Consider the following 21,322-nt stretch of genomic DNA (forward strand, 5'->3'; position numbering starts at 1 on the left):
GCAAAACCTAAATACTTTGTCCATGATCCGATTCACCATTTTGGTATTACTGGCTTTTTTGATTGCCTGCACGCCTGCCAAGAAAGAGCCTATTATGTGGAAGACCATTGAAAAAACCCTTCAGACAGAGTTGATTACCATTGCCGATGGCGATACAATCTATCTTCCAGAGGGAAATTTTATGTTTACGAAGAGCCTAACCATGGATGGAAAAAAGAATGTGGTTATTATCGGGAAGGGTATGGATAAAACAATTCTAAGTTGGAGGAATCAAACAGAAGGTGCTGAAGGGTTGCATGTGAGCAATGGCCAAAACATTGTGCTCCAAGATTTTTCGGTGGAGGATGCAAAGGGTGACAATTTGAAAGTAAACGATACCAACGGATTGGTGCTACGCAGGATTCGCTCGGTTTGGGCCGATGGACCAAAAACAGAAAACGGTGCGTATGCATTGTACCCTGTGTTGTGTAAAAATGTATTGATGGAAGAGTGCATTGCCATGGGCAGTTCGGATGCTGGCATTTATGTTGGCCAATCCGATTCGGTTATTATCCGAAACAACAAAGCCTACTGGAATGTAGCCGGTATCGAGGCAGAAAATTCAAAGTACGTGGAGATTTATGGAAACGAATCATATGAAAATACGGGTGGATTATTGGTGTTTGATTTGCCTGGTTTAACTAAATATGGCCATACCACGAAGGTCTATAATAACAATATTCACGACAACAATCATGAAAATTTTGCACAGAAAGGAAATGTTGTGGCAAGTATTCCGCCAGGCTGTGGCATGATGATTTTGGCCACCCACCATATTGCTATTTACGAAAACAAAATTTCCGATAACCGCTCGGTGGGACTGGCGGTAGTCAGTTATGAAATGGTGGCTGCGCTAAACAAAGATGAGGAAGAGCAAGCCAATTCTATTGGTGGTGTGCAAACCATCAATAACCGATATAAGGAAGATTCACTCTATAATCCATTTCCTCATACTGTGAGTATTCATAAAAACACATTTAAGAACAGTCATTGGTTCCCAACCATGCAAAGTGACATTGGCAAGTTGTTGCTAATGAAGTCGTTTATGAATCCGCCCGATATTTTATATGACGGAATTGAAAACCCAAAACAAAAGGAGCGCAACATTTGTATTGGCGAAAATGGGGAATTCTCTTTTATCAATTTAGATGCAGCCAACGATTTCAAGTCATTATCAAAAGACCCTGCACCTTTTTCCTGTAAGCAACTCTCGGTAAGCCTGCAATGAAGCTGATTTCTTTTCTGGCGATTTTATTCTTCGCTTGCCAAACAAAGCAAAAGCCTGCTGTGGTCATGGCCGAAGAAGAAACAGCCCCGGTAGATTTATCCTCTATTGGCGAAATGAAGCTTTCCAGTTATCAATTTTTTGCAGGTGATCTTAAAGAGTTGCGACCAGCCGAAAGCGTATATCCCTATTCGCTCAACTCAGCACTTTTTAGCGATTATGCTTATAAGAAACGCTTTGTTAAAATCCCGAAAGGGGCAAAGATAAAATACAATGCCACGGATGTCCTTGATTTTCCAGAAGGGACCATTTTGATAAAGAATTTTTATTACCCATCTGATTTTAGAAAACCTGAATCGGAAAAAAGAATATTGGAAACACGCTTGTTGATTTTGGAAAAAGGCGTTTGGAAGGCACTGCCCTACATTTGGAACAAAGCACAGACCGAAGCTTATCTAGAAGTGGCTGGAAAAAATATAGATGTGAAATGGATTCACACTGATGGTGAAATTCGGCAAGTCAATTACACAGTGCCGAACATCAATCAATGCAAAGGTTGTCACTTGCGTGGCGAAAAGATTTTTCCCATTGGGCCATCAGCTAGGCAACTGAACAACTCAACCAAGAATATAGTGGTAGAATGGGCGCACGAGAATATACTGGAAGGATTACCTCCGCTCCACCAAATCCCTCGACTTGCTTCCTATGAAAATGCAAGCGAGCCAATTGATAAGCGCGCACGGGCTTGGTTGGAAATCAATTGTGCGCACTGCCATCGCAAAGATGGGCCTGCCAAAACAAGCGGCCTCCATTTGTTGGCTGATGTGGAGGAATCAACTGTGCTGGGTATTGGGAAATCACCAATAGCTGCTGGAAAAGGTTCGGGTGGCAGGCTTTACGGAATTGTGCGAGGCAAACCTGATGAGTCCATTTTACAATACCGAATTGAATCGTTGCATCCTGGCATTATGATGCCAGAGTTGGGAAGAAAACTTGTGCACGAAGAAGGAGTGGAGTTGGTGCGGAGGTGGATTGTGGAAATGAAGTAATTTACAATTTACTCAGATCCACAATAAAAGAATCCGGAAAGTCTTTCTTAAGGTCGCCAAAAGTGCTTTGTGCTTTTTCACGGTTTGTAAAACCACCCAGCAACGGACTGTAAAACTTGACACCGTTTAGGATTTTTACCTGTACCAATATTTTTTTCTGGTACTTGCTCGAGAGGTTATCAATGATCTTTAAAAGATTGGCTAATTCTTGATATGTACCCAATTGTATCCCAAAGCCTTTTGGGTCTGTGCGTACTATTTTCAGTTCATACAACTCGCGGTCATCTACCATTATATGCTCTTGCATCACTGGCAAAACATCGCCTTTTCCATCGCCCGCGTTTTCAATTTCAATTTTCACATCGGCAATGCCTTGATTAAAAAAGCCTAATTTTTCTGCGGCCGCTTTTGAAACATCCAGCACACGTCCTTCCACAAAGGGGCCGCGGTCGTTCACTTCCAGTACAACCGTTTCGTTATTGGCCAAATTGGTTACTTTAATCTTGGTACCAAAGGGCAGCGTACGGTGGGCGGCCGTCATTTTGCTGCCTTTATATTTTTCGCCACTGGCGGTTCGACTGCCTTCAAATTTGTCGGCATAGAAAGAGGCCTTGCCGGTTTGTATTTGAGCTATAGAAGAAAACCCAAACAGGCACAGCAAAAGAAAAAAGGAGGCTTGCATGGTGTAAATATACTTTTACTTTTTTGAAGGATTTCTTTTTGTGGGTATTAATTTTTAAGCTGGTGGTTCAGCATATTTTATTACCCAAAAACTTTTTTGTGTGCTACTTTTTTCAAAATACATGCCATCTTTACGAAAATCGATATGAAGGTTTTTTCCTTTTTTGTTTTAATCGCATGGGTTCTTTCCTGTAAAGATAACACTACGAGCCAGAGTGATGGGCCGCCTGTATTGCCAACTCGTCAATTGAACGTTGGTTTTTTGGTGGTGGATGGTGTGTATAATTCTGAGTTAATCGCCCCGATGGATGTTTTTCACCACACGGTTTTTCATACGGAAAAAGGCATGCGCGTTTTTACGGTTGCTCCTCAAAAAGATACCATTACCACATTTGAAGGCTTGAATCTGCTGCCCGATTACGCCCTGACGGATTCATTGCCTTTTATTGATGTATTGGTAGTGCCCAGCGCTAGGCATAGCACGGATTCGGATTTGGACAACGAAGTTTTGATTGGGTTTGTAAGGGAAACCGGCAAGCAGGCTTCCTACATTTTTTCGTTGTGTGATGGGGCTTTTGTTTTGGCGAAGGCGGGTCTATTAGACACCTATCAATGCACTACTTTTCCTGCGGATATTGCGAAATTCAAGCAGCGGTTTCCCCACTTGCAAGTTCATGAAAATGTAAGCTTTGTGCATGACCGAGTGGCTATCACTTCGGCAGGTGGTGCAAAGTCATACGATGCCGCATTGTATCTTTCTGAGTTGTTGTATGGCAAAACGGTAGCCATTGCTATCGGAAAAGGATTGGTAATCGACTGGGAAAAAAGTAAAGTCAACTATTTCAGCACATCACATTAACCTCCAACTTACTATCTTTGACTTTACCATTTGTGCATGGAGCTTGAAAATTTAAAAATTGAAGAACAGATAGAAAAGGCGACCGAGCTTCGGTACAGTTCTTTGCTGGAGTCGTTGCCATTGGGTATAGCCATTCACCAAAATGATGTTCTGGTGTATGTCAATTCATATGCGGCTAACATCATGGGTGCCAATTCTCCAGCTCAATTAATAGGAAAGTCAGTGTTGGAAATGGTGCACCCCGATTATCAAAAGATGGTGATTGAAAGGATAAAAGGACTGATGGATGGAAAGCCAGCAGCTGCAGCAGCAGAAAAATTTATCCGAATAGATGGCACTGAAGTAATGGTGGAAATCTATGCGGTTCCATTTCAGTACAACGGAAAGCCCGCAGTGCAGATAGTGGTGAAAGACATTTCGCAGCAAGAGGAAGCCAATCAAGCCATTCGTAAATCCGAGACGTTGTTCTCACAATTATTTCATAATTCGCCTTTTGGAAAAGTGATGCTGGACGACACTGGAAAAGTGGTCTTGGCGAACAGTGGTTTTGAAAACATGTTTGGGTATCGACAAGACGAGCTGAAAGGAAAAGAGCTCAACCAATTTATTGTACCCTGCGACTTGGTGAGCGAAGGAAATGATTTGAATTCATTGATTTCTGCTAAGCGAATAGTCCGCATCGACACACAACGCAAACATAAAGATGGCACTTTATTTCCGGTGATTGTGTACGGTGTGCCCATACAATTGGAGAACAAAACCATTGGCATTTTTGGCTCCTATGTAGACATGACAGAACAAAAGAAGACAGAAGAAGAATTAAAGATTAGAAATGCCGAGTTGGATAATTTTGTCTATAAAGTCTCGCATGATTTGCGCGCCCCGCTTTCTTCTGTATTAGGGCTCGTTAACGTGGCCAAGTTAGAGGGTAATACCGATAGCCTTGAAGACTACATCAAAATCATTGGCCAAAAGGTAAGTCAATTGGATGGGTTCATCAGCGATGTATTGAGTCATTCAAAAAATTTGAAGCTTGATGTAAAGATTGAACTGATTGACCTACACAAACTGGTGAGCCAAACTTTTACCAGCTTAGATTACATGAAGGGAGTAGATCAGATAAAGAAAAACATTCGGATTGAAGGTGTCTCGTTTTTCAGCGACCCGTGGCGATTGGGCGAAATTTTTAGGAACCTGATTTCAAACGCGATCAAATACCGCGACCTTGAGAAAGATACTCAATCCATTTCAATTAATATCCATACCACCCCGCAGCAATCTTCCATTTTATTTTCGGATAATGGAATAGGCATTGACGACACAAACATCAAAAAGGTTTTTGATATGTTTTATCGTGCCAGCGCACAATCCGATGGCTCTGGGTTGGGTTTGTATGTTGTAAAGAATGCCATGGAAAAGTTAGGCGGCTCCATTCAAGTGAATAGCAACCTTGGCAAGGGCACATCTTTTGAATTAAAAATACCTAACCAAACACTTATAGTATCTAAACCAAGTTTAACCGCATGAGAATGCTCGAGGTTGTCAGCCAAGCTGACAGGAAAGATTTTTTGACTTTTCCTCTGTCGATCTACCAATCATTTCCTGCTTGGATACAGCCACTCAACACAGATATTGAATCTGTATTTGATCCAACCAAGAATAAAACCTTTAAGCATGGTGAATGCGTCCGATGGTTGCTAAAAGACGCATCTGAAAAAACAATCGGTCGACTGGCCGCCTTTGTAAACCAAAAAACCGTCATGAAAGGCAATGACCAACCTACTGGTGGCGTTGGTTTTTTTGAGTGTATTGAAAACAAAGAAGCCGCTTTCTTTATGCTCAATCATGGCAAAGCTTGGTTGCAATCAAAAGGCATGGAAGCCATGGATGGGCCTATTAATTTTGGGAGCCGCGATCGGTGGTGGGGATTATTGGTGGATGGCTATGAGCGAGAACCGAACTACCAATGCAATTACAATCCGCCCTACTACAAAGATTTTTTTGAGGCCTATGGTTTCAAAGAGTATTTCAAGCAATTTACTTTCGCCCGCAAAACAATGGATGCGCTTTCGCCCAGGCTCGCACACAAAGCAGAGATTGCAAGCAAAGATCCAGATTATCAATTTCGTTACCTGAGCAAAAATGAGTTGCCAAAATTGGGTGAATACATTCGGGAAGTTTATAACAAGGCGTGGGCAAACCGTGCCGAAAACCCCGAGATAACCTCACAGCAAGCTGCTTTGATTGTTAAGCAGATGAAACCTATCTTGGATAACAAACTGTTGTTTTTTGGTTTTTACAAGGGCAATCCGGTTGGGTTCTTTTTGTCGTTGCCCGAAATCAACCAGATTTTTCGGCACGTGCACGGCAACCTCAACTGGTGGGGCAAGTTGAAGTTTGTGTGGCTCCGATGGCGAAAAATAAATACGAAGGCATTTGGTATTTTGTTCGGGGTGGTGCCCGAACATCAGGGAAAAGGGGTGGATGGTGCCATGATTATGGAGGCAAGAAAATTATGGCAAGGGCCGTATAAACGATACGAAGATTATGAGATGAATTGGATTGGGGATTTCAACCCTAAAATGATAAATGTGGTGGAGCAAGTTGGAGGCTTCGTTTCTAAAACCCATATTACATACCGAAAATTATTTGATGAGACGAAGCCCTTCACGCGTCATCCTATTTTGAAATGAGCCAGCCACAAGCACCGAGCGAACCAGAAGAAACCAAGTCCAGCTTTCTATTCAAGAATTTAGCCAAGGGCCTACTTTGGTTTGCCTTTATCATCGCCATTTTTATTGCAATGGAGGGCTATATCCAAGCCAACTTCAAAGAACACATCGATACGATTCGAGCCAACCCTGGCATCTTGTACGGCATCTACACTTTATCAGAGATTGTATTTGGCATCCTTCCGCCAGAGCTATTTATGATGATTTGGATTTTGGACAACATTGATGTGAGTGGGTTCATTACAAACCTTGCCATTCTTACCATCATCTCATACGGAGCTGGCATATTGGGATACTACATTGGCAAAGTCTTTTCAAAAACCAAGCTGTACCAAGAACGTATTCGCGAAAAGTACCTAAAACAATACGAGGGCAAGTTGAAAACTTTTGGAGGTTACTTGGTATTTGTTGGTGCCGTTACGCCAGTTCCCTTTTCAGCCACGTGCATGTTGGCAGGTTCGGTCAACCTAAATATCCGATACTTTCTTTTGATTTGCATTACACGCATTATACGCTTTGCTTTTTATGGATGGATGGTATGGACTTTCCCGAATTGGTTTAATGGATAGTAAATCGATCTATTAAGCGGAATCGGAAGAGGCTTAAAAAAATTAATTAGTTAATTACCCAGTAACCCTTTACTTTTGCCCCGCAAATAATCACTCGTAAATTATTTGCCATGGCACTCGATTCCCGCAAGTTACTTTTTGAAGCATTGACCTATGACGATGTGCTTCTCGTTCCAGCTTATAGCGAAGTACTTCCCCGCGAAACTGATGCTTTAGGCTTTCTGACCAAGAATATTAAGCTGAATATCCCAATTATCTCAGCAGCGATGGATACCGTTACGGAAGCAGAGCTTGCCATCAGCATGGCATTGGAGGGCGGCCTTGGGTTTATTCATAAAAACATGTCCATAGAGGCACAGTCCGACCAAGTGCGCAAGGTGAAGCGCTCACAGAGTGGAATGATATTAGATCCGGTAACACTTCATGTTGGCTCTACTGTTCGCGATGCCGAAAAAATAATGCGCGAGTACAAAATCGGTGGCATACCGGTGATAGACGAAAACGGAAAACTGATGGGCATTATCACCAACCGCGATTTACGTTTTCAAAAAAACATGAGCATGCCAATTGAAAGCATCATGACGCGCGAAAACCTGATCACAGCGCCCGAAGGCATCACACTTGAAAAAGCCGAATTGCTGTTGCAAGATTATAAAATTGAAAAACTTCCGATTGTAAATAAAAAAGGAAAACTGACAGGGTTGGTTACGTACAAAGACATCCTGAAAAAGAAAAATAAACCCAATGCGTGCAAAGATCAATTCGGAAGGTTGAGAGCAGGTGCAGCCGTTGGCGTAACGCCTGATATTTTAGATCGCATCGAGGCTTTAAAAAATGCAGGCGTAGATGTGATCAGCATCGACACGGCACATGGTCATTCGAAAGGTGTGATGGATGCAGCAAAGAAAGTAAAAAGAAAATTTCCTTCACTGGAATTGGTGGTGGGCAACATTGCCACTGGCGAGGCAGCAAAAGCATTGGCAAAAATTGGAGTGGATGCTGTAAAAGTCGGAGTAGGGCCAGGCAGCATATGCACCACACGTGTGGTGGCAGGCGTTGGGCTTCCTCAGCTATCGGCTGTATACGAAGCGGCTAAAGCATTGAAAGGATCGGGCACCAAAGCCATTGCCGATGGAGGCATCCGTTTCTCAGGCGATATTGTAAAAGCCTTGGCGGCTGGGGCCGATAGTGTAATGATTGGTTCATTGTTGGCAGGAACAGAAGAAGCACCAGGCGAACTTATTATTTACGAAGGCCGGAGATTCAAATCGTACCGTGGCATGGGCTCGCTTGAAGCGATGGAAGATGGCAGCAAAGACCGCTACTTTCAAGATGTAGAGGACGATGTTAAAAAACTAGTTCCAGAGGGAATTTCTGGCCGAGTGCCTTTCAAAGGCTCAGTAGCTGAAGTTTTATATCAGTTGGTAGGTGGCCTCAAGGCCGGCATGGGCTATTGCGGTGCTAAAAACTTGGAAAAATTAAAATCTGCTAAGTTTGTAAAAATTACGGCTGCTGGAGTACACGAAAGCCATCCTCACGATATTACAATTACCCGTGAAGCCCCGAATTATAGTAGAAAATAAACCCTACTTTAGCCTGTAGGATTTATGTTTAAAACCAAAGCCCTTGTCCGTCTCACTTTCTTGTCCGCACTGGTGGCATGGATAATATTGGCTTTTTCTGACCTCATGGTTTTATACAGCGACATGCGCGCACTGCCTTCGGATTTGCCGCATTGGTTGCCAAGGTTCATGCTCGATCTATACATCATCGCCCTGTTTTATTACTACAAGTTTAAAATTGAACGAGACGAGAACCTCAATTTTACTGACCTGCTTTGGAAAGTTTTCGCTACGGGGTTAATAGCCACTATTGTATCGCTTTCACTCCGGTTGATCATTTTCTTAATAGGCACCGGCAAGCTTACCAACAATGTGTTGTTTCTCGACTTCGTTTACCAAATCAACCTCGCACTGTTCATCAATTTTTTGTTGGCAGCCTACACCTCTTGGAAGCGGCTGATCCTCTATCAAAAAACAAAATGGCTGATGCGCGCGTGGCTTTTATTTGAGCTGTTGCTGTTGGGGATATTGATTTATGACAGCATTCATTTTTCAATTTCATTGGCATTTACGAATGTGGTCATTGTTTTGATTAGTCTCTTGGGTTTGGTTTTGTCGGCCAACATGCGATGGGTGGCATATCTCAACTTCAAGCAGAAATGGACGAGCCTATTGCTGTTGTTGCTCACCATCTTTTATCTTATTTACTTTCTCTATTCCATACTCATTTCATCGGATGCGATTGTAGAGCAGACGCAGTCGTTTGTTCGCTTTCAAGAGCATGTATTCAATATTGCTTTGATGGCATTTGTGCTTACTTATATTACTTTTTCATTTTTGGTGATCTTGTTCAACTTGCCCACTTCTTCGGTGTTCGAACAAAAGTTGGAGGAGGTTGTGAATTTTCAACGCATCAGTCAATCCATACAAACCGAACAAAGCGAAGAGAGTGTGTACAATATTTTATTGGAAAGCTCTGTCAACTCAGTATTTGCCGATGCGGCTTGGCTTGAGATGAGGCTTTCCAACAACGAGCACAAAGTCTTTACTTACAAAATTACAGAAGTGGAAACCAACGCCATCAAGGAGCATCTGGAGAAAAACAATATCAAAGGTGTATTGGATCAAAGCAGTGATAAAACCAAAAACTTATCCAAGCACTTGAGTAATTTGAAAAATGCACGGTTTCGTTCGTTGTTGTCATTTCCCATCATTGTAAAAGAAGAGAACATCGGTACGCTGGCTTTGCTGAAAGAAGTGCCCGAAGGGTTTAATAAAGAAATGACCCGCATCGTATCAACCTTTGCCAACCAAGCCGGCATTTCGATTGAGAACTTCCGATTAATGGAGGAAGCTTTTCAGAACGCGCGCTACAAAGAAGAACTGAAAATTGCCAAAATGGTGCAGCAAAGTTTATTGCCTGCGCGCTTAGAGCAAGATGATGATTTTGAAATCGTGGCATTTTCAGAATCGGCCGATGAGGTGGGTGGCGATTATTACGATACACTTCGCATCAATGATCATGAAGTGGCGCTGATTATCGCAGACGTTTCGGGCAAGGGAACCACCGCTGCTTTCCACATGTCGCAGATGAAAGGTATTTTCCATAGCCTCGCCCAGCAATCGCCAGACCCCAAAGATTTTATGAGCAAAGCCAACCGGGCTTTGGTCTATTGTTTGGAGCGCGGCTCGTTTATTTCGGCCACTTATTTTGTAGTAGATACGAAAGACAAATCCATTCACTATTCGCGTGCAGGCCACTGCCCCGTGTTGTATTACAATGCTACTACCGGGAAAGCAGAGTATCTCAAAGACAAAGGCACAGCACTCGGCATGGTGCGCAGCCACGACTACTACAATTTTGTAGAAAACAAACGCCTAACCTATGCACCTGGTGATGTCATGATTTTGTACACCGATGGAATTACCGAAGCGAAGAATAAAAAAGGTGAGGAGTTTGGTGGCGAACGCTTGGCAGAAGTGCTACAACAAAACGCGTTAAAAAGTTCCAAAGAAATTGAAGAAAGTATCATCAAGAGATTATATGAATTTTCTGGCTCAGACGATATAAATGACGATTACACCGCCATGACGGTGAAATTTAAATAATTGAAAACTTAAAAAAATTAAAAACGTTTCAACTGCATGGTACACATTAAACGACTACAAGAAAACGGAGCGGACATCGTTGCCATCATTGGTGAGATTGATGCCAGCTCCTCCATTGAGTTGGATTTGGCTATTGCCAAAAGTGTGGGCGAGGGATATAAAAAGATTTTAGTGGATTGCCACGCATTGGAATATATCTCATCGGCTGGTTTGGGCGTGTTTATGTCGTACATCGAAGAGCTGCGAGACAAAAATGTTTCGCTGGTATTGTTTGGGTTAAAAGAAAAGGTGTTGAATACCTTTAGCATTTTGGGATTGGCCGATTTGTTGAAAATACGGAATACAAAAGAAGAAGCATTGAGTTTGGCAAATGAATTATCAGTATAATATAGGATGTAGCCTTCATAACTTGAAGGGAGTGCGCGAATTCATTCGCACTTCTTTGAAGGACTATGCTATTTCTGATTTGGAAATGGGCGCGATTGTATTGGCCATGGACGAAATGTGCTCCAACCTAATGATCCATGCCCACCACTGCGACCCCGATCACCTGATACAATTGCGCATTCATGTCAACGAGCCGCATCAGTTTATTTTTGAAATTGTGGACGATGGGTCGATGTTTGATATCAACCAATTTTCAGAGCCTGAAATCGGAAATTTGGTGCATGAAAAAAGAAAAGGTGGCTTGGGCATTCGGTTGGTGAAAACCATTATGGACAAAATTGAATACAAACGCGATGGCGGTAAAAATATCTGCCGGCTAACCAAGTCTATATGATTTGATGACGTTTTGTTTATGATGATAGCGACCAAACCACTTGTGAGCCATCTCAAAAACGAATAGAACATGAACTCCCTCATTGAAAAGTCCACTTTTGATTTTCTAAAATCGCTCAAGCGAAACAACAATCGTGAATGGTTTCAAAAAAATAAGGAGCGCTACCTGCATGCACAAACCAATATGATACAATGGGTAGATGCATTGATTTTGGAATTGGATAAACACGACCGTCTGCAAACCGAAACTGGAAAAGAGAGCCTGTATCGAATTTATAATGATGTTCGCTTCACAAATGACAAGACTCCTTACAGTCCTCGGTTTGCGGGCAGTTTAAAGCGCCATAAGCCACTTTTGCGCGGAGGCTATTATTTTTGGATCAAGCCGGGTGAATCACGGATTGGATGTGGTTTTACATATCCTAATCCCGAAGACTTAAAGCGGATCAGAGAAGACATAGCAAGCTACCCTACTGATTGGAAAAAATTGCTGGCGAACAAGAAATTGAAAAAGGTTTTTGGCGTGATGCAAGGTGAACAAGTAAAGACTTCACCCAAAGGCTTCCCAAAAGATCATCCGACCATCGCATTGCTTCGCTACAAACAATTTTGGTTCGAGCGTCACTTCACAGACGAAGAAGTGCTAGCTCCAAACTTTCTTAAAAAAGTGAATGAATCGTACAGAGCCATTCGTCCATTTTTCGATTATATGAGCGAGGTGCTTTCTACCAGTGCGAATGGGGAGAGTATTTATCAAAATTAATCCCACACAAATTTCCAACTTCCATCTTTTTGCTTTTTCCAAATGGTGTGGAATATTCCGCTGCTCGAAATTTTTAGGTTGCCTACACTATCTTTTTCAAGATGCTCATACTTTCCATAATGTGTAAACTAGCTCACCACTTTCGGCTACAATTACCGTGTCAGGCTTCCAAAGAAATTTAGTGCCCACCTGTTCCACGCAATACAGAATGATTTCATCGCAATTTTTTTTAGTTTATCCAGCGGTTCGCTTTAATCCAATTTCTCAATCGATCCATCCACTCGTCTTTTGTGGTGGGATTGTTCATCCCAAAACCATGGCCACCTTTTTGATAAAGGTGCAATTCGGCTGGCACTTTATTTTTGATAAGCTGCTGATAATACATTACACTATTCTCGGGAGATACTCCATCATCATCACTGGCATGTACTAAAAACGCAGGTGGCGTCTTTGCATTTACCTGTAGCTCGTTTGAATATTCATCTATCTTTTGTTGCGATGGATTTTTGCCGATTAGTTGATCGCGTGAGCCAATATGACCAAACGAGTTTTGAAAACTGATCACCGGATAAATCAGGATGGTGAAATCAGGACGGAGATTGGTGTTTTCTGCATTGGTCACAACTGCTTTCTGATAATGCGTAGCGGCAGTAGCAGCCAAGTGTCCACCAGCAGAGAAACCCATCATGCCAATTTGATTCGGATTCACGCCAAACTCTTTCGCTCGTTCGCGCACAATCTTAATCGCTTGCTGCGCATCTTGCAAGGGACCAATTTCTTTGTTCTGCATTGTTGCATCGTTGGGGATGCGGTACTTCAACACAAAAGCCGTCACGCCCCATTCATTCATTTTTTTTGCCACATCCGAGCCCTCGTGTACAGAGGCATTAATCCAATAGCCGCCACCCGGGCAAATAATGACAGCTGTGCCATTTGATTTTGTAGGTAGATATACGGTAAGTGTTGGAGTTGCGATTTTCCCAATCAGTGTAATACCATTTCTAATCTCTACGGTTTCTTTTTCGCTGGTTGGCTTGCTATTTGGAATATCTCCTGAGTAAAGCTCCATAGTTTGGCTTTTTAGACTTGTTTGCATCGCGCAGAATGTCAGAGCAAATAGAATTAACTTCTTCATGATTATCTGAAAATATCCCAACTTAAGCGTGCAATCAGTAATGACAAAACAAAAAGGAAAACATACCGCACAAATTTATTGCCTTTTAAAATTGCTGCTTTGCTTCCCACATATCCACCCGCCATGTTGCTTACCATCATGGGCAACGCAATTTTATAAACAATTGATCCGGAAATAAAAAAACCAATCAGCGATGCGAAGTCCGCCATCGCATTTACGATTTTGGCGCTGGCCGAACCTTGTAGAAAGCCTACTTGTAAAACCGTTACAAATGCAAATACCAACAAGGTGCCCGTTCCGGGGCCGATGAATCCATTGTAAAAACCGAGCATCGCGCCAATTAACGCGCTCATCAACCAAAGTTTGTGACTGGTAAAGCGAGGCGCATGTTGAATGCCCAAATCTTTTTTAACAAAAGTGTAAACCGCCAACACCACAATAATGATCAACAGCATCGGCTTAAACACTTCAGCCTTTACCAAAGCCATCACAAAAGTGCCTCCGAAAGAAGTCAGCCCAGCACTAATGCCCGCAAACAAAACCAAGGTAGTATCGATGCCCACATGCCGAATGTATTGAATGGCTGCCACCATAGTTCCGGCAATGGAAGCGAATCGATTGGTGGCAATTACCTGCACATGCGAAAGTTCGGGGAAGAGAATAAACAGCATGGGCACTTGTACCAAACCACCACCACCCACTACGGCATCAATAAATCCCGCGAAAGCAGCACCGAGGCAAACGAGTAGGTAAATCCAGTAGTCAGTCATCGATTGGCCCAAAACTACAAGAAATCATTGATTTTACGCCAAAATCAACACTTCTGAAAAATAATTGTATATACAACAATTGTATAAACTTTCTTTGTACATTTACTGTTGTAACCGTAGATCGCACAAAAAATATGGACAGAGCACAGTTTTTAAAGAAAGGGTTGGCAAGTGCTGCCGCAGTAGCCACCACCGCAGTAGTGGGGCAGCCCACTGCAAAGAACGAACCGCTTGAGCCCATTGGTTTTAATCATTTACCCACAGAAAATACAACAACTATGAACACAGTATTGCACAAGGCCAACACCCGCGGCCACGCCAACCATGGCTGGCTCGACACGAATCACACGTTTAGTTTTGCACATTACTATGACCCTACTCGCACGCATTTCGGCAAGTTGCGCGTACTGAACGATGACTTTGTAGATGGTGGCATGGGCTTCGGCACGCACCCTCACGACAACATGGAAATTATTTCCATACCCTTGGCGGGAGATTTGGAACACAAAGACAGCATGGGCAATGTAGCCGTGATCAGACAAAACGATGTGCAGATTATGAGTGCCGGCACGGGCATTTACCACAGCGAGTACAACAAGAACAAAGACGCGAAAGTGAACTTCTTGCAGATTTGGATTTTCCCAAAACAACGAGATATTGCGCCACGCTACGACCAGATTACGTTCAAGCCGGAAGATCGTGTGAATAAATTGCAACAGATTGTTAGCCCTTCAAAAACGGATGACGGTGTATGGATCAACCAAGATGCGTGGTTTCACCTCGGCAATTTGAAGAAAGGATTTACCACCGATTACACCATCAAACAAAAAGGCAATGGTGTGTATGCATTCGTGATTGAAGGCGAAGTAACCATCAACCTGCCTACCGGTCAGGCAGGTAGCCAAAAGCTGAACAAGCGCGATGGCTATGGCGTGTGGGATACCGAAAAAATTTCAATCGTGGCGGATGGTGATGCAGAAGTGTTGTTGATGGACGTTCCAATGCAACAGTAGGCAGTCGGCAGTAATCAGTCGGCAGGGAAAACTATCAACTGCCTACTGCCTACTTTACTCTTACTTTAGATAATATGAAATACTTGTCATCGGTCGTCATCCGCAAATTATGGAAACTATTTTGCGGTTGATCAATAGTCAACCTGATTGGAAAGCAGAGGGTGCGATTACGGATACCGAAGCGATTGAAAAATTTAATCCTACCTTCAACTTAGTCTTGATTGGGGGCGGAGTAGAGGAGTCTTCTGAGAGAAAATTTAAAGCTGCTTTTGAGAAATTCAATCCACACATAAAAATGATTCGGCACTACGGTGGAGGAAGCGGCTTGTTGTTTAATGAAATTGAAGAAGCGATTGCAAAATAGTTAGTGGATATTCGTTGGTAGTTGTTCGTATAATAGGTAACCAACACTATCCAACAACTATCAACTATCAACCAACAACGAATTTAGTATGAAAAACAGATCAGTATCTAGATTACTTTACGCACATCAAGTCGATATGGGAGGCATGCCGATTCGGCAACCGTTGCCCTCACAAAATGTAGAACAGATAGATCCGTTTTTGTTGTTGCACCACGCCAACATAAAAGCACCTATGCATATCGATCCCGATCATGCAGGGGTTGGGCCACATCCACACCGAGGTTTTTTGCCTGTAACATTTATTTTTCAAGGTGGCGTGCATCATCGCGATAGCCGAGGAAACGACAGCGTAATTTACGCGGGTGGTGCACAGTGGATGAATGCAGGTATGGGCATTATCCACAGCGAGCGGCCGCCACAGGATATCCATGAAATCGGTGGGCGGCAGGAGATCATTCAGTTGTGGATCAACACACCCGCTAAAAATAAAATGGATCAACCCGTGTACTTTCCGCTGAGTGCAGAAGAGGCCCCTAAAATTCAAACGGGTGATTTGCGTGTAAGTGGAAAAGTGTTTGCTGGTGAAGTGCTTGGCGTGAAAGGACCGATTCCTTCACAAGCCCATGTGAATGCTGCTACTTTTGAAATCAAAAAGGGAGGAAAAATTTCCATTCCAGTTCCACAAAATCACAACACGTTGATTTATTTGTTAGATGGAAAACTAACAGTTGATGGTTTTGGATTGGTGGAACGATTGCACATTGTACATTTTAAAAACGATGGCGAAGGAATTTCTTTTGAAGCACTGGAAGACACACGCATTTTGTTTCTTTCAGGCGAGCCCTTGAACGAACCCGTGGTATCGCATGGACCTTTTGTTATGAACAGCCAAACAGAGATCATGGAGGCAATGCGCGATTATCAAAAGGGGAAGATGGGCGTGTTAATTGAAAATTGAAAACCAAAACTATAAAACCATGGAAACACAAAAACCAACCATTATGCAAGTGCTGAAAGGCGGGGCAATTGCCGGATTTATTGGCGCAGGCCTCAACAACATTTGGAGCCTGATTGCTAATGCGCTAGGAGCCACTATACCGCCAGGTTTTGTTGTACCTGTTACATTTTCATCATTCATTCCAGTCCTAATTGGTGCATTGATTTTCTTTGCATTGGTTCGATTTGCGCCCAAGGGAAAATTGATTTGGTATGTAGTATCGATCAGTTTTACGTTGCTAAGCTTCTTCCCTGTTTTCAACACTCCCCAATTGCCAGATGGCACTCAACTGGATTCTACCTTTCCGTTATTGGCAGGGCCGATGCATGCCATTTCAGGATTTTTGGCTGCTTGGGGTATACCGAAGTGGAGCAGATAAGTCTAATGAAACTAATCGGCTCAAATGATGTTATAGAAAAGTGACAAATAATTGACAATTAAAATTTATGCAAATTACCATGATGGAAACATCCACCGAATTTGAATCACCTGTTTTAGATATCATCAAAAACCGAAAAAGCAGAAGGGCTTATTTGAACAAACCGATTGAACCGGAAAAGATCAAATCTCTTTTTGAAGCCGCCAAGTGGGCCCCCTCAAGCATGAACGATCAACCGTGGATGTACATCTACGCCACCAAAGACCAACCGGAGCTTTGGAACAAAATCTTTGAGGCGCTCAATGATGGCAATAATCCATGGGCCAAAGAAGCGCCTTTGTTGATTGTAAGTTTGGCGAGAAAAAATTTTGCGCTCAACGGTAAGCCAAACGGTTCTGCAAAATATGATTTAGGTGCAGCCAATGCTTTTCTTACACTGCAGGCAACTGCTTTGGATTTGAATCTTCACCAAATGGGAGGCTATCATCGCGATATTTTGATTGCCAATTTGAATATCCCTGAAGAGTATGAAACAGGCGTAATCATGGCAGTAGGGTATCTCGGTAGTCCTGATGGTTTGCCGGAAAATTTAAAGGAGCGTGAGTTGGCTCCGCGCCAGCGATATGTCCAACGCGAGTTTGTGAAGAACCAAGCCTTTTAGATTATGGTAGTTGCCAACATTGGTAAGGAAACCTATAAAACAGAACTGACGATTGCTGGTCATGAAGTAATTGCCGATGAACCCGAGGAACTGGGCGGTACAGACCAAGGGCCAGCACCCGTGGAATTTTTATTGATCTCACTCGCCTCGTGCACGGCCATCACGCTGCGCATGTATGCCAATAGAAAAAACTGGCCTTTAGAGAATATTAGGGTGGAGGTGGATTTTGAAAAAGTTGACAATAAAACTATTTTTAAGCGCGAGCTTCAAGTGGTGGGTGACCTAACTGAAGAACAGCGGACGCGCTTACTACAAATTGCCAACGCTTGTCCGGTACATAAAACATTGACCAATCCGATTGAAGTACAAACAAAATTGGTTGTTAGTTGATCGTTATTCGATATTTGTAAATACAATTAAACAACCCAAATGATTAACGATTAACCACTAACCAACAACGACTAACGATGAAAGATATCACCAAAAAATACACCAACGGAGAAGTGACCATCGTATGGAAGCCTGCGATGTGCATTCACTCAGCTATTTGTTTCAATGGATTAGGAGATGTATTCCATCCTCAAGAATTGCCTTGGATTACGCCCGAAAAATCAACCACCGATAAAATCATCGAGCAAGTAAAGAAATGTCCTTCAGGGGCATTGAGTTATTATTTGAATCGCGATGCCGGAAATGAAGAAGTAAAAGTAGATGCAGAAACGATTGTGGAAACTACACCCAATGGCCCATTGATGGTGTATGGAAATGTGACCATCAAAGATTCAAAAGGCAACCTTACCAAGAAAAGCAACGCCACTGCGTTCTGTCGGTGTGGTGCCTCTTCCAATAAACCTTTCTGTGACGGCAGCCATAAGAAGATAGGTTTTGAAGGCTGAACTTATCTTTAACTTTTCATTACTACCTTTGGAAATATTAGGGCTGTTAGCTCAGTTGGTTCAGAGCACTACCTCGACAAGGTAGGGGTCACTGGTTCGAGCCCGGTACAGCCCACCATAATCCCATAAATATTTGAAAACCAATTCATTAAAATATAAATTCAAATGTTTAGTTATAACTAAACTTTAATGAATAGATTTGCGTTAGAAGATATTCAAGAAGTAAAAGGACAGATAAAGTTCAAAAAACTTGTAATCGATGGTTTTTGCCAGTATGATGAATTTTGTCGGCAAATTGAATCAGATGGAAATCTCAAAAAGCAACTAGTTGGGATTTTAGCTAACATGAATCAGGTCGCTCAAATGAATCGATTGCCGAAAGAAAAATTCAGGGACATAACTCCACAAAAACAACAGGTTAAAGAATTTGAAATTAAGAAGGGTGATTTGAGAGTTTATTTAATTAAAGAGCAAGGCCACATTGTGATTCTTGGCGGAAAGAAGGGATCGCAGAATGAAGATGTAAAGCAGTTTAGATCAATTAAGCAGAGGTATCTTGAATCAAAAAAATAACATTATGACAAGAGAAGAATTATTGAGATCACCTGAATACTGGTTTGAAAATGCCCAGAACGAACTGTATCGACAAGTTGTAGAGTATAAAGAGAAAAAAGGTATCAATCAAACCGAATTAGCTGAAGAACTAGGTGTCACCAAAGGCTATGTTTCTCAAATTCTTAAAGGTGAGTTTAATTACACTCTTAAAAAGCTTATTGAAATTTCTCTAGCAGTCGGCAAGATTCCGCAAATCGAATATAAAACTGTAGCAGACGTAATAGCAGAAGATAAACAAACACAATTTATAACTGCTATTACCGATGTTCGCCCTGAGCTAAAAAGAATCGATTTCGAATTGATAAACTTTAGTTCAATGGAAGTACAGCCATCCATGGTTGCCTAACATTAATATGAATGATGGAACCAAAACCCATAAATGTTACAACGCTTTTTAAGTCGCTAGAATTAGTTTCGTTCAATGCCTACGAAAAGCCTCTAGATTTAGAAATCGACATTAATAAGATAACTTTTGGTATGAGCCTTAACTATAGATTAAATGCAGAGGAAAGGCTGGTAACCATTTTTACTCCAATTGACATATTTTCCGATGAAAGCAAATCGATAAAATTAGGATCAATTAATGTTAAAGGCGAGTTTGTTGTCGAGAATTTTGAGGAGATTCAACTGAATCAACAATTGCCTGCACAGGTAGTTGCAATTTACGTTGGAGTCATGATTTCATCCGTTCGCGGCATGCTCAAGTTGCTGTCAAAAGGCACGTCATTTGAAGCAGCCATTATCCCTATTATTAACCCGTTGGCGTTGCTTCAATCTACTGAATTGAAACCGACTGAGGCTATTTAAAGCTATCTAATAAACTCCACTATATACTCCGAACTATACTCGTTCGCTTCGCTGTCTTTCACAAACAGACGTGCCCGTTGGCCAAGCTTTAGGCAGGTGTTTTTGTTTGCAATGTCTTCGGGCGTGTTCATTGGCTGAAGAGATGGGTACCAAAGTACGCGACCTGGTTTTGTCAATAACAATTGCGGCTTGCTCCATTCAATGGCATGATTGCCTTTGCCCAAATCTTTGTTCATGTTAAATGAAATATAAATGCTGCTCCCTTTCCACTTGGGCTCTTCCACTTTACCCATCAACATCACCCAACATTGAAGGTATTCGTTCCAACTGACAGACGGCCCCCAATGGTATTGCCCTGCTTTGGAAGCCGGTCCACCGCCTTCTTTGGTTGGAATTTGTATTGAAGGTATAGGTTTTCCAATGGTGGTGTAATCAGCAGAAAAACTCTCGCCATTCCACCGTTTCGCTTTTCCGGTTGGATCATCTAAATCAGCAATTTTTATTCGTGCCACGCTTATGCATTGCCCGCTCCATTCTTTTTCTTGCTCGTAATCTTCATGCAAATATTTTTCGGGGTAGCTGTACTCACCATAAAAAAGATACAAATATTCTCCGCTGGCAACAGCCGATGGATCACCCACGCCACCCGCAAATGTCAGCGATACGTTATCGGGTTTTAAAATCATATTGGGTTGTGTGTCTTCAATAAAAATCCCACGGTCTGTCCAACTCTTTCCACCATCAACAGATTTCATGATACCGATGCGGCACACAGCCGCGGCTGATTCTGGTCCGCGCAATCCTTCTGGCCAATTTTCATTCTTATACCCGAGCCCCGTTACCGAATCGAATGGAAGTGTTTGAGGATAGTTTTCATTATGATAGATGCCATACAACGTCTTTCCTGATGTGTCGTCCGGGTCTTGATACATGGTTTCAAACCACACGGCACCGTGTAGTCCCATTTCTGTGGGCAATACATTTTTAGGTAAAAGGGGACTACTAAACTTCTCGCGAGGCGTAAGAAAAACCTCATCGGCATTTTTGCCACTGGCGTATTTAAGATCGCGTGCATCACCCCACACTGGGTCTTCTCCATACTTGCCCGGAAAAATTCGCAGTGTGTCACCAATCCACGCTTCTGCCATGTTGCAATCCACAAACGAATTGAAAACAAACTTTTTGGTAGTAATCAATTCAAAGTGAGGTTCGCGGCTACTTTCATTTCTGCAAGCAAACACCACGATTGCTAAAAACGCTATTTTGTTCACTGTTTTGTTTAATGTGTTCATCATGTTTAAAGGTAAAAATAATACC

Annotated in this window: 25 protein-coding genes and 1 tRNA gene; 22 read left to right on the plus strand and 4 right to left on the minus strand. The window is 42.4% G+C overall.

What is annotated here, in order from left to right:
- Nucleotides 1-22: 22 nt before the first annotated feature.
- Both KA713_17695 and KA713_17700 read left to right on the plus strand, forming a co-directional pair.
- Nucleotides 23-1,267, plus strand: a complete 1,245-nt coding sequence (locus KA713_17695; protein ID UXE66266.1) for a right-handed parallel beta-helix repeat-containing protein — start codon at nt 23-25, stop codon at nt 1,265-1,267.
- Entirely contained in the window at nt 1,264-2,313 is a 1,050-nt protein-coding gene (locus KA713_17700; GenBank protein UXE66267.1) for a hypothetical protein, read from the plus strand. The genes KA713_17695 and KA713_17700 overlap by 4 nt, the downstream gene beginning before the upstream one ends.
- A gap of 1 nt (nt 2,314) precedes the next feature.
- Here KA713_17700 and KA713_17705 read toward each other — a convergent pair whose 3' ends face one another.
- Complete coding sequence (locus KA713_17705) at nt 2,315-2,995, minus strand: septal ring lytic transglycosylase RlpA family protein (protein UXE66268.1); 681 nt, start codon at nt 2,993-2,995, stop codon at nt 2,315-2,317.
- Nucleotides 2,996-3,139: 144 nt separating this feature from the next.
- Here KA713_17705 and KA713_17710 point away from each other — a divergent pair, with 144 nt between their 5' ends.
- The 9 genes from KA713_17710 to KA713_17750 all read left to right on the plus strand — a co-directional run bounded on the left by KA713_17710 (nt 3,140) and on the right by KA713_17750 (nt 12,368).
- The gene (locus tag KA713_17710) at nt 3,140-3,853 is read left to right on the plus strand and encodes a DJ-1/PfpI family protein (protein ID UXE66269.1); all 714 of its coding nucleotides are present in this window, start codon (nt 3,140-3,142) and stop codon (nt 3,851-3,853) included.
- Nucleotides 3,854-3,889: 36 nt separating this feature from the next.
- Nucleotides 3,890-5,380 carry a PAS domain-containing sensor histidine kinase gene (locus KA713_17715; GenBank protein ID UXE66270.1) on the plus strand — a complete coding sequence of 497 codons (1,491 nt, stop codon included), beginning with the start codon at nt 3,890-3,892 and terminating at the stop codon, nt 5,378-5,380.
- Complete coding sequence (locus KA713_17720) at nt 5,377-6,546, plus strand: hypothetical protein (GenBank protein UXE66271.1); 1,170 nt, start codon at nt 5,377-5,379, stop codon at nt 6,544-6,546. The genes KA713_17715 and KA713_17720 overlap by 4 nt, the downstream gene beginning before the upstream one ends.
- Entirely contained in the window at nt 6,543-7,154 is a 612-nt protein-coding gene (locus KA713_17725) for a VTT domain-containing protein (protein ID UXE66272.1), read from the plus strand. The genes KA713_17720 and KA713_17725 overlap by 4 nt, the downstream gene beginning before the upstream one ends.
- Before the next feature lie 110 nt (nt 7,155-7,264).
- Nucleotides 7,265-8,737, plus strand: a complete 1,473-nt coding sequence (gene guaB / locus KA713_17730; protein UXE66273.1) for an IMP dehydrogenase — start codon at nt 7,265-7,267, stop codon at nt 8,735-8,737.
- Between the two features lie 24 nt (nt 8,738-8,761).
- Nucleotides 8,762-10,825 (plus strand): SpoIIE family protein phosphatase, encoded by a 2,064-nt coding sequence (locus KA713_17735; GenBank protein ID UXE66274.1) that lies wholly within the window; start codon nt 8,762-8,764, stop codon nt 10,823-10,825.
- 36 nt (nt 10,826-10,861) lie between these two features.
- Complete coding sequence (locus KA713_17740; protein ID UXE66275.1) at nt 10,862-11,212, plus strand: STAS domain-containing protein; 351 nt, start codon at nt 10,862-10,864, stop codon at nt 11,210-11,212.
- Nucleotides 11,196-11,606 (plus strand): ATP-binding protein, encoded by a 411-nt coding sequence (locus KA713_17745; GenBank protein ID UXE66276.1) that lies wholly within the window; start codon nt 11,196-11,198, stop codon nt 11,604-11,606. The genes KA713_17740 and KA713_17745 overlap by 17 nt, the downstream gene beginning before the upstream one ends.
- 69 nt (nt 11,607-11,675) lie before the next feature.
- Nucleotides 11,676-12,368 carry a DUF2461 domain-containing protein gene (locus tag KA713_17750; protein UXE66277.1) on the plus strand — a complete coding sequence of 231 codons (693 nt, stop codon included), beginning with the start codon at nt 11,676-11,678 and terminating at the stop codon, nt 12,366-12,368.
- A 229-nt stretch (nt 12,369-12,597) separates the two neighbouring features.
- On the opposite strand, the gene KA713_17755 is transcribed toward KA713_17750, so the two are convergent.
- Nucleotides 12,598-13,503, minus strand: coding sequence for an alpha/beta hydrolase (locus KA713_17755; protein UXE66278.1), 906 nt, complete (start codon nt 13,501-13,503; stop codon nt 12,598-12,600).
- Nucleotides 13,504-13,505: 2 nt separating this feature from the next.
- Nucleotides 13,506-14,273 (minus strand): TSUP family transporter, encoded by a 768-nt coding sequence (locus tag KA713_17760; protein ID UXE66279.1) that lies wholly within the window; start codon nt 14,271-14,273, stop codon nt 13,506-13,508.
- Between the two features lie 278 nt (nt 14,274-14,551).
- Here KA713_17760 and KA713_17765 point away from each other — a divergent pair, with 278 nt between their 5' ends.
- From KA713_17765 to KA713_17815, 11 genes are all read left to right on the plus strand, one after another.
- Entirely contained in the window at nt 14,552-15,286 is a 735-nt protein-coding gene (locus KA713_17765; GenBank protein ID UXE69180.1) for a pirin family protein, read from the plus strand.
- Between the two features lie 109 nt (nt 15,287-15,395).
- Nucleotides 15,396-15,650: a response regulator receiver protein gene (locus tag KA713_17770; protein UXE66280.1), complete on the plus strand. Its 255-nt coding sequence runs from the start codon at nt 15,396-15,398 to the stop codon at nt 15,648-15,650.
- Nucleotides 15,651-15,738: 88 nt separating this feature from the next.
- Nucleotides 15,739-16,608, plus strand: a complete 870-nt coding sequence (locus tag KA713_17775; protein UXE66281.1) for a pirin family protein — start codon at nt 15,739-15,741, stop codon at nt 16,606-16,608.
- Nucleotides 16,609-16,627: 19 nt separating this feature from the next.
- Nucleotides 16,628-17,026, plus strand: coding sequence for a hypothetical protein (locus KA713_17780; GenBank protein UXE66282.1), 399 nt, complete (start codon nt 16,628-16,630; stop codon nt 17,024-17,026).
- Between the two features lie 67 nt (nt 17,027-17,093).
- On the plus strand, nt 17,094-17,687 hold the full coding sequence (locus KA713_17785; GenBank protein ID UXE66283.1) for a nitroreductase family protein: 594 nt from the start codon (nt 17,094-17,096) through the stop codon (nt 17,685-17,687).
- Nucleotides 17,688-17,690: 3 nt separating this feature from the next.
- Complete coding sequence (locus tag KA713_17790) at nt 17,691-18,077, plus strand: OsmC family protein (protein ID UXE66284.1); 387 nt, start codon at nt 17,691-17,693, stop codon at nt 18,075-18,077.
- A gap of 77 nt (nt 18,078-18,154) precedes the next feature.
- Nucleotides 18,155-18,583, plus strand: a complete 429-nt coding sequence (locus KA713_17795; protein UXE66285.1) for a (4Fe-4S)-binding protein — start codon at nt 18,155-18,157, stop codon at nt 18,581-18,583.
- A gap of 40 nt (nt 18,584-18,623) precedes the next feature.
- Nucleotides 18,624-18,701: transfer RNA gene (locus tag KA713_17800), tRNA-Val, on the plus strand.
- Nucleotides 18,702-18,772: 71 nt separating this feature from the next.
- The gene (locus KA713_17805; protein UXE66286.1) at nt 18,773-19,156 is read left to right on the plus strand and encodes a hypothetical protein; all 384 of its coding nucleotides are present in this window, start codon (nt 18,773-18,775) and stop codon (nt 19,154-19,156) included.
- Between the two features lie 4 nt (nt 19,157-19,160).
- Nucleotides 19,161-19,544, plus strand: a complete 384-nt coding sequence (locus KA713_17810; GenBank protein UXE66287.1) for a helix-turn-helix transcriptional regulator — start codon at nt 19,161-19,163, stop codon at nt 19,542-19,544.
- An 11-nt stretch (nt 19,545-19,555) separates the two neighbouring features.
- Nucleotides 19,556-20,005 (plus strand): hypothetical protein, encoded by a 450-nt coding sequence (locus KA713_17815; GenBank protein ID UXE66288.1) that lies wholly within the window; start codon nt 19,556-19,558, stop codon nt 20,003-20,005.
- Between the two features lie 2 nt (nt 20,006-20,007).
- Here KA713_17815 and KA713_17820 read toward each other — a convergent pair whose 3' ends face one another.
- Nucleotides 20,008-21,297 (minus strand): hypothetical protein, encoded by a 1,290-nt coding sequence (locus tag KA713_17820; protein ID UXE69181.1) that lies wholly within the window; start codon nt 21,295-21,297, stop codon nt 20,008-20,010.
- Nucleotides 21,298-21,322: the final 25 nt, after the last annotated feature.

Source organism: Chryseotalea sp. WA131a, assembly GCA_025370075.1.
In the GTDB taxonomy this organism is placed as follows: Bacteria; Bacteroidota; Bacteroidia; order Cytophagales; family Cyclobacteriaceae; genus ELB16-189.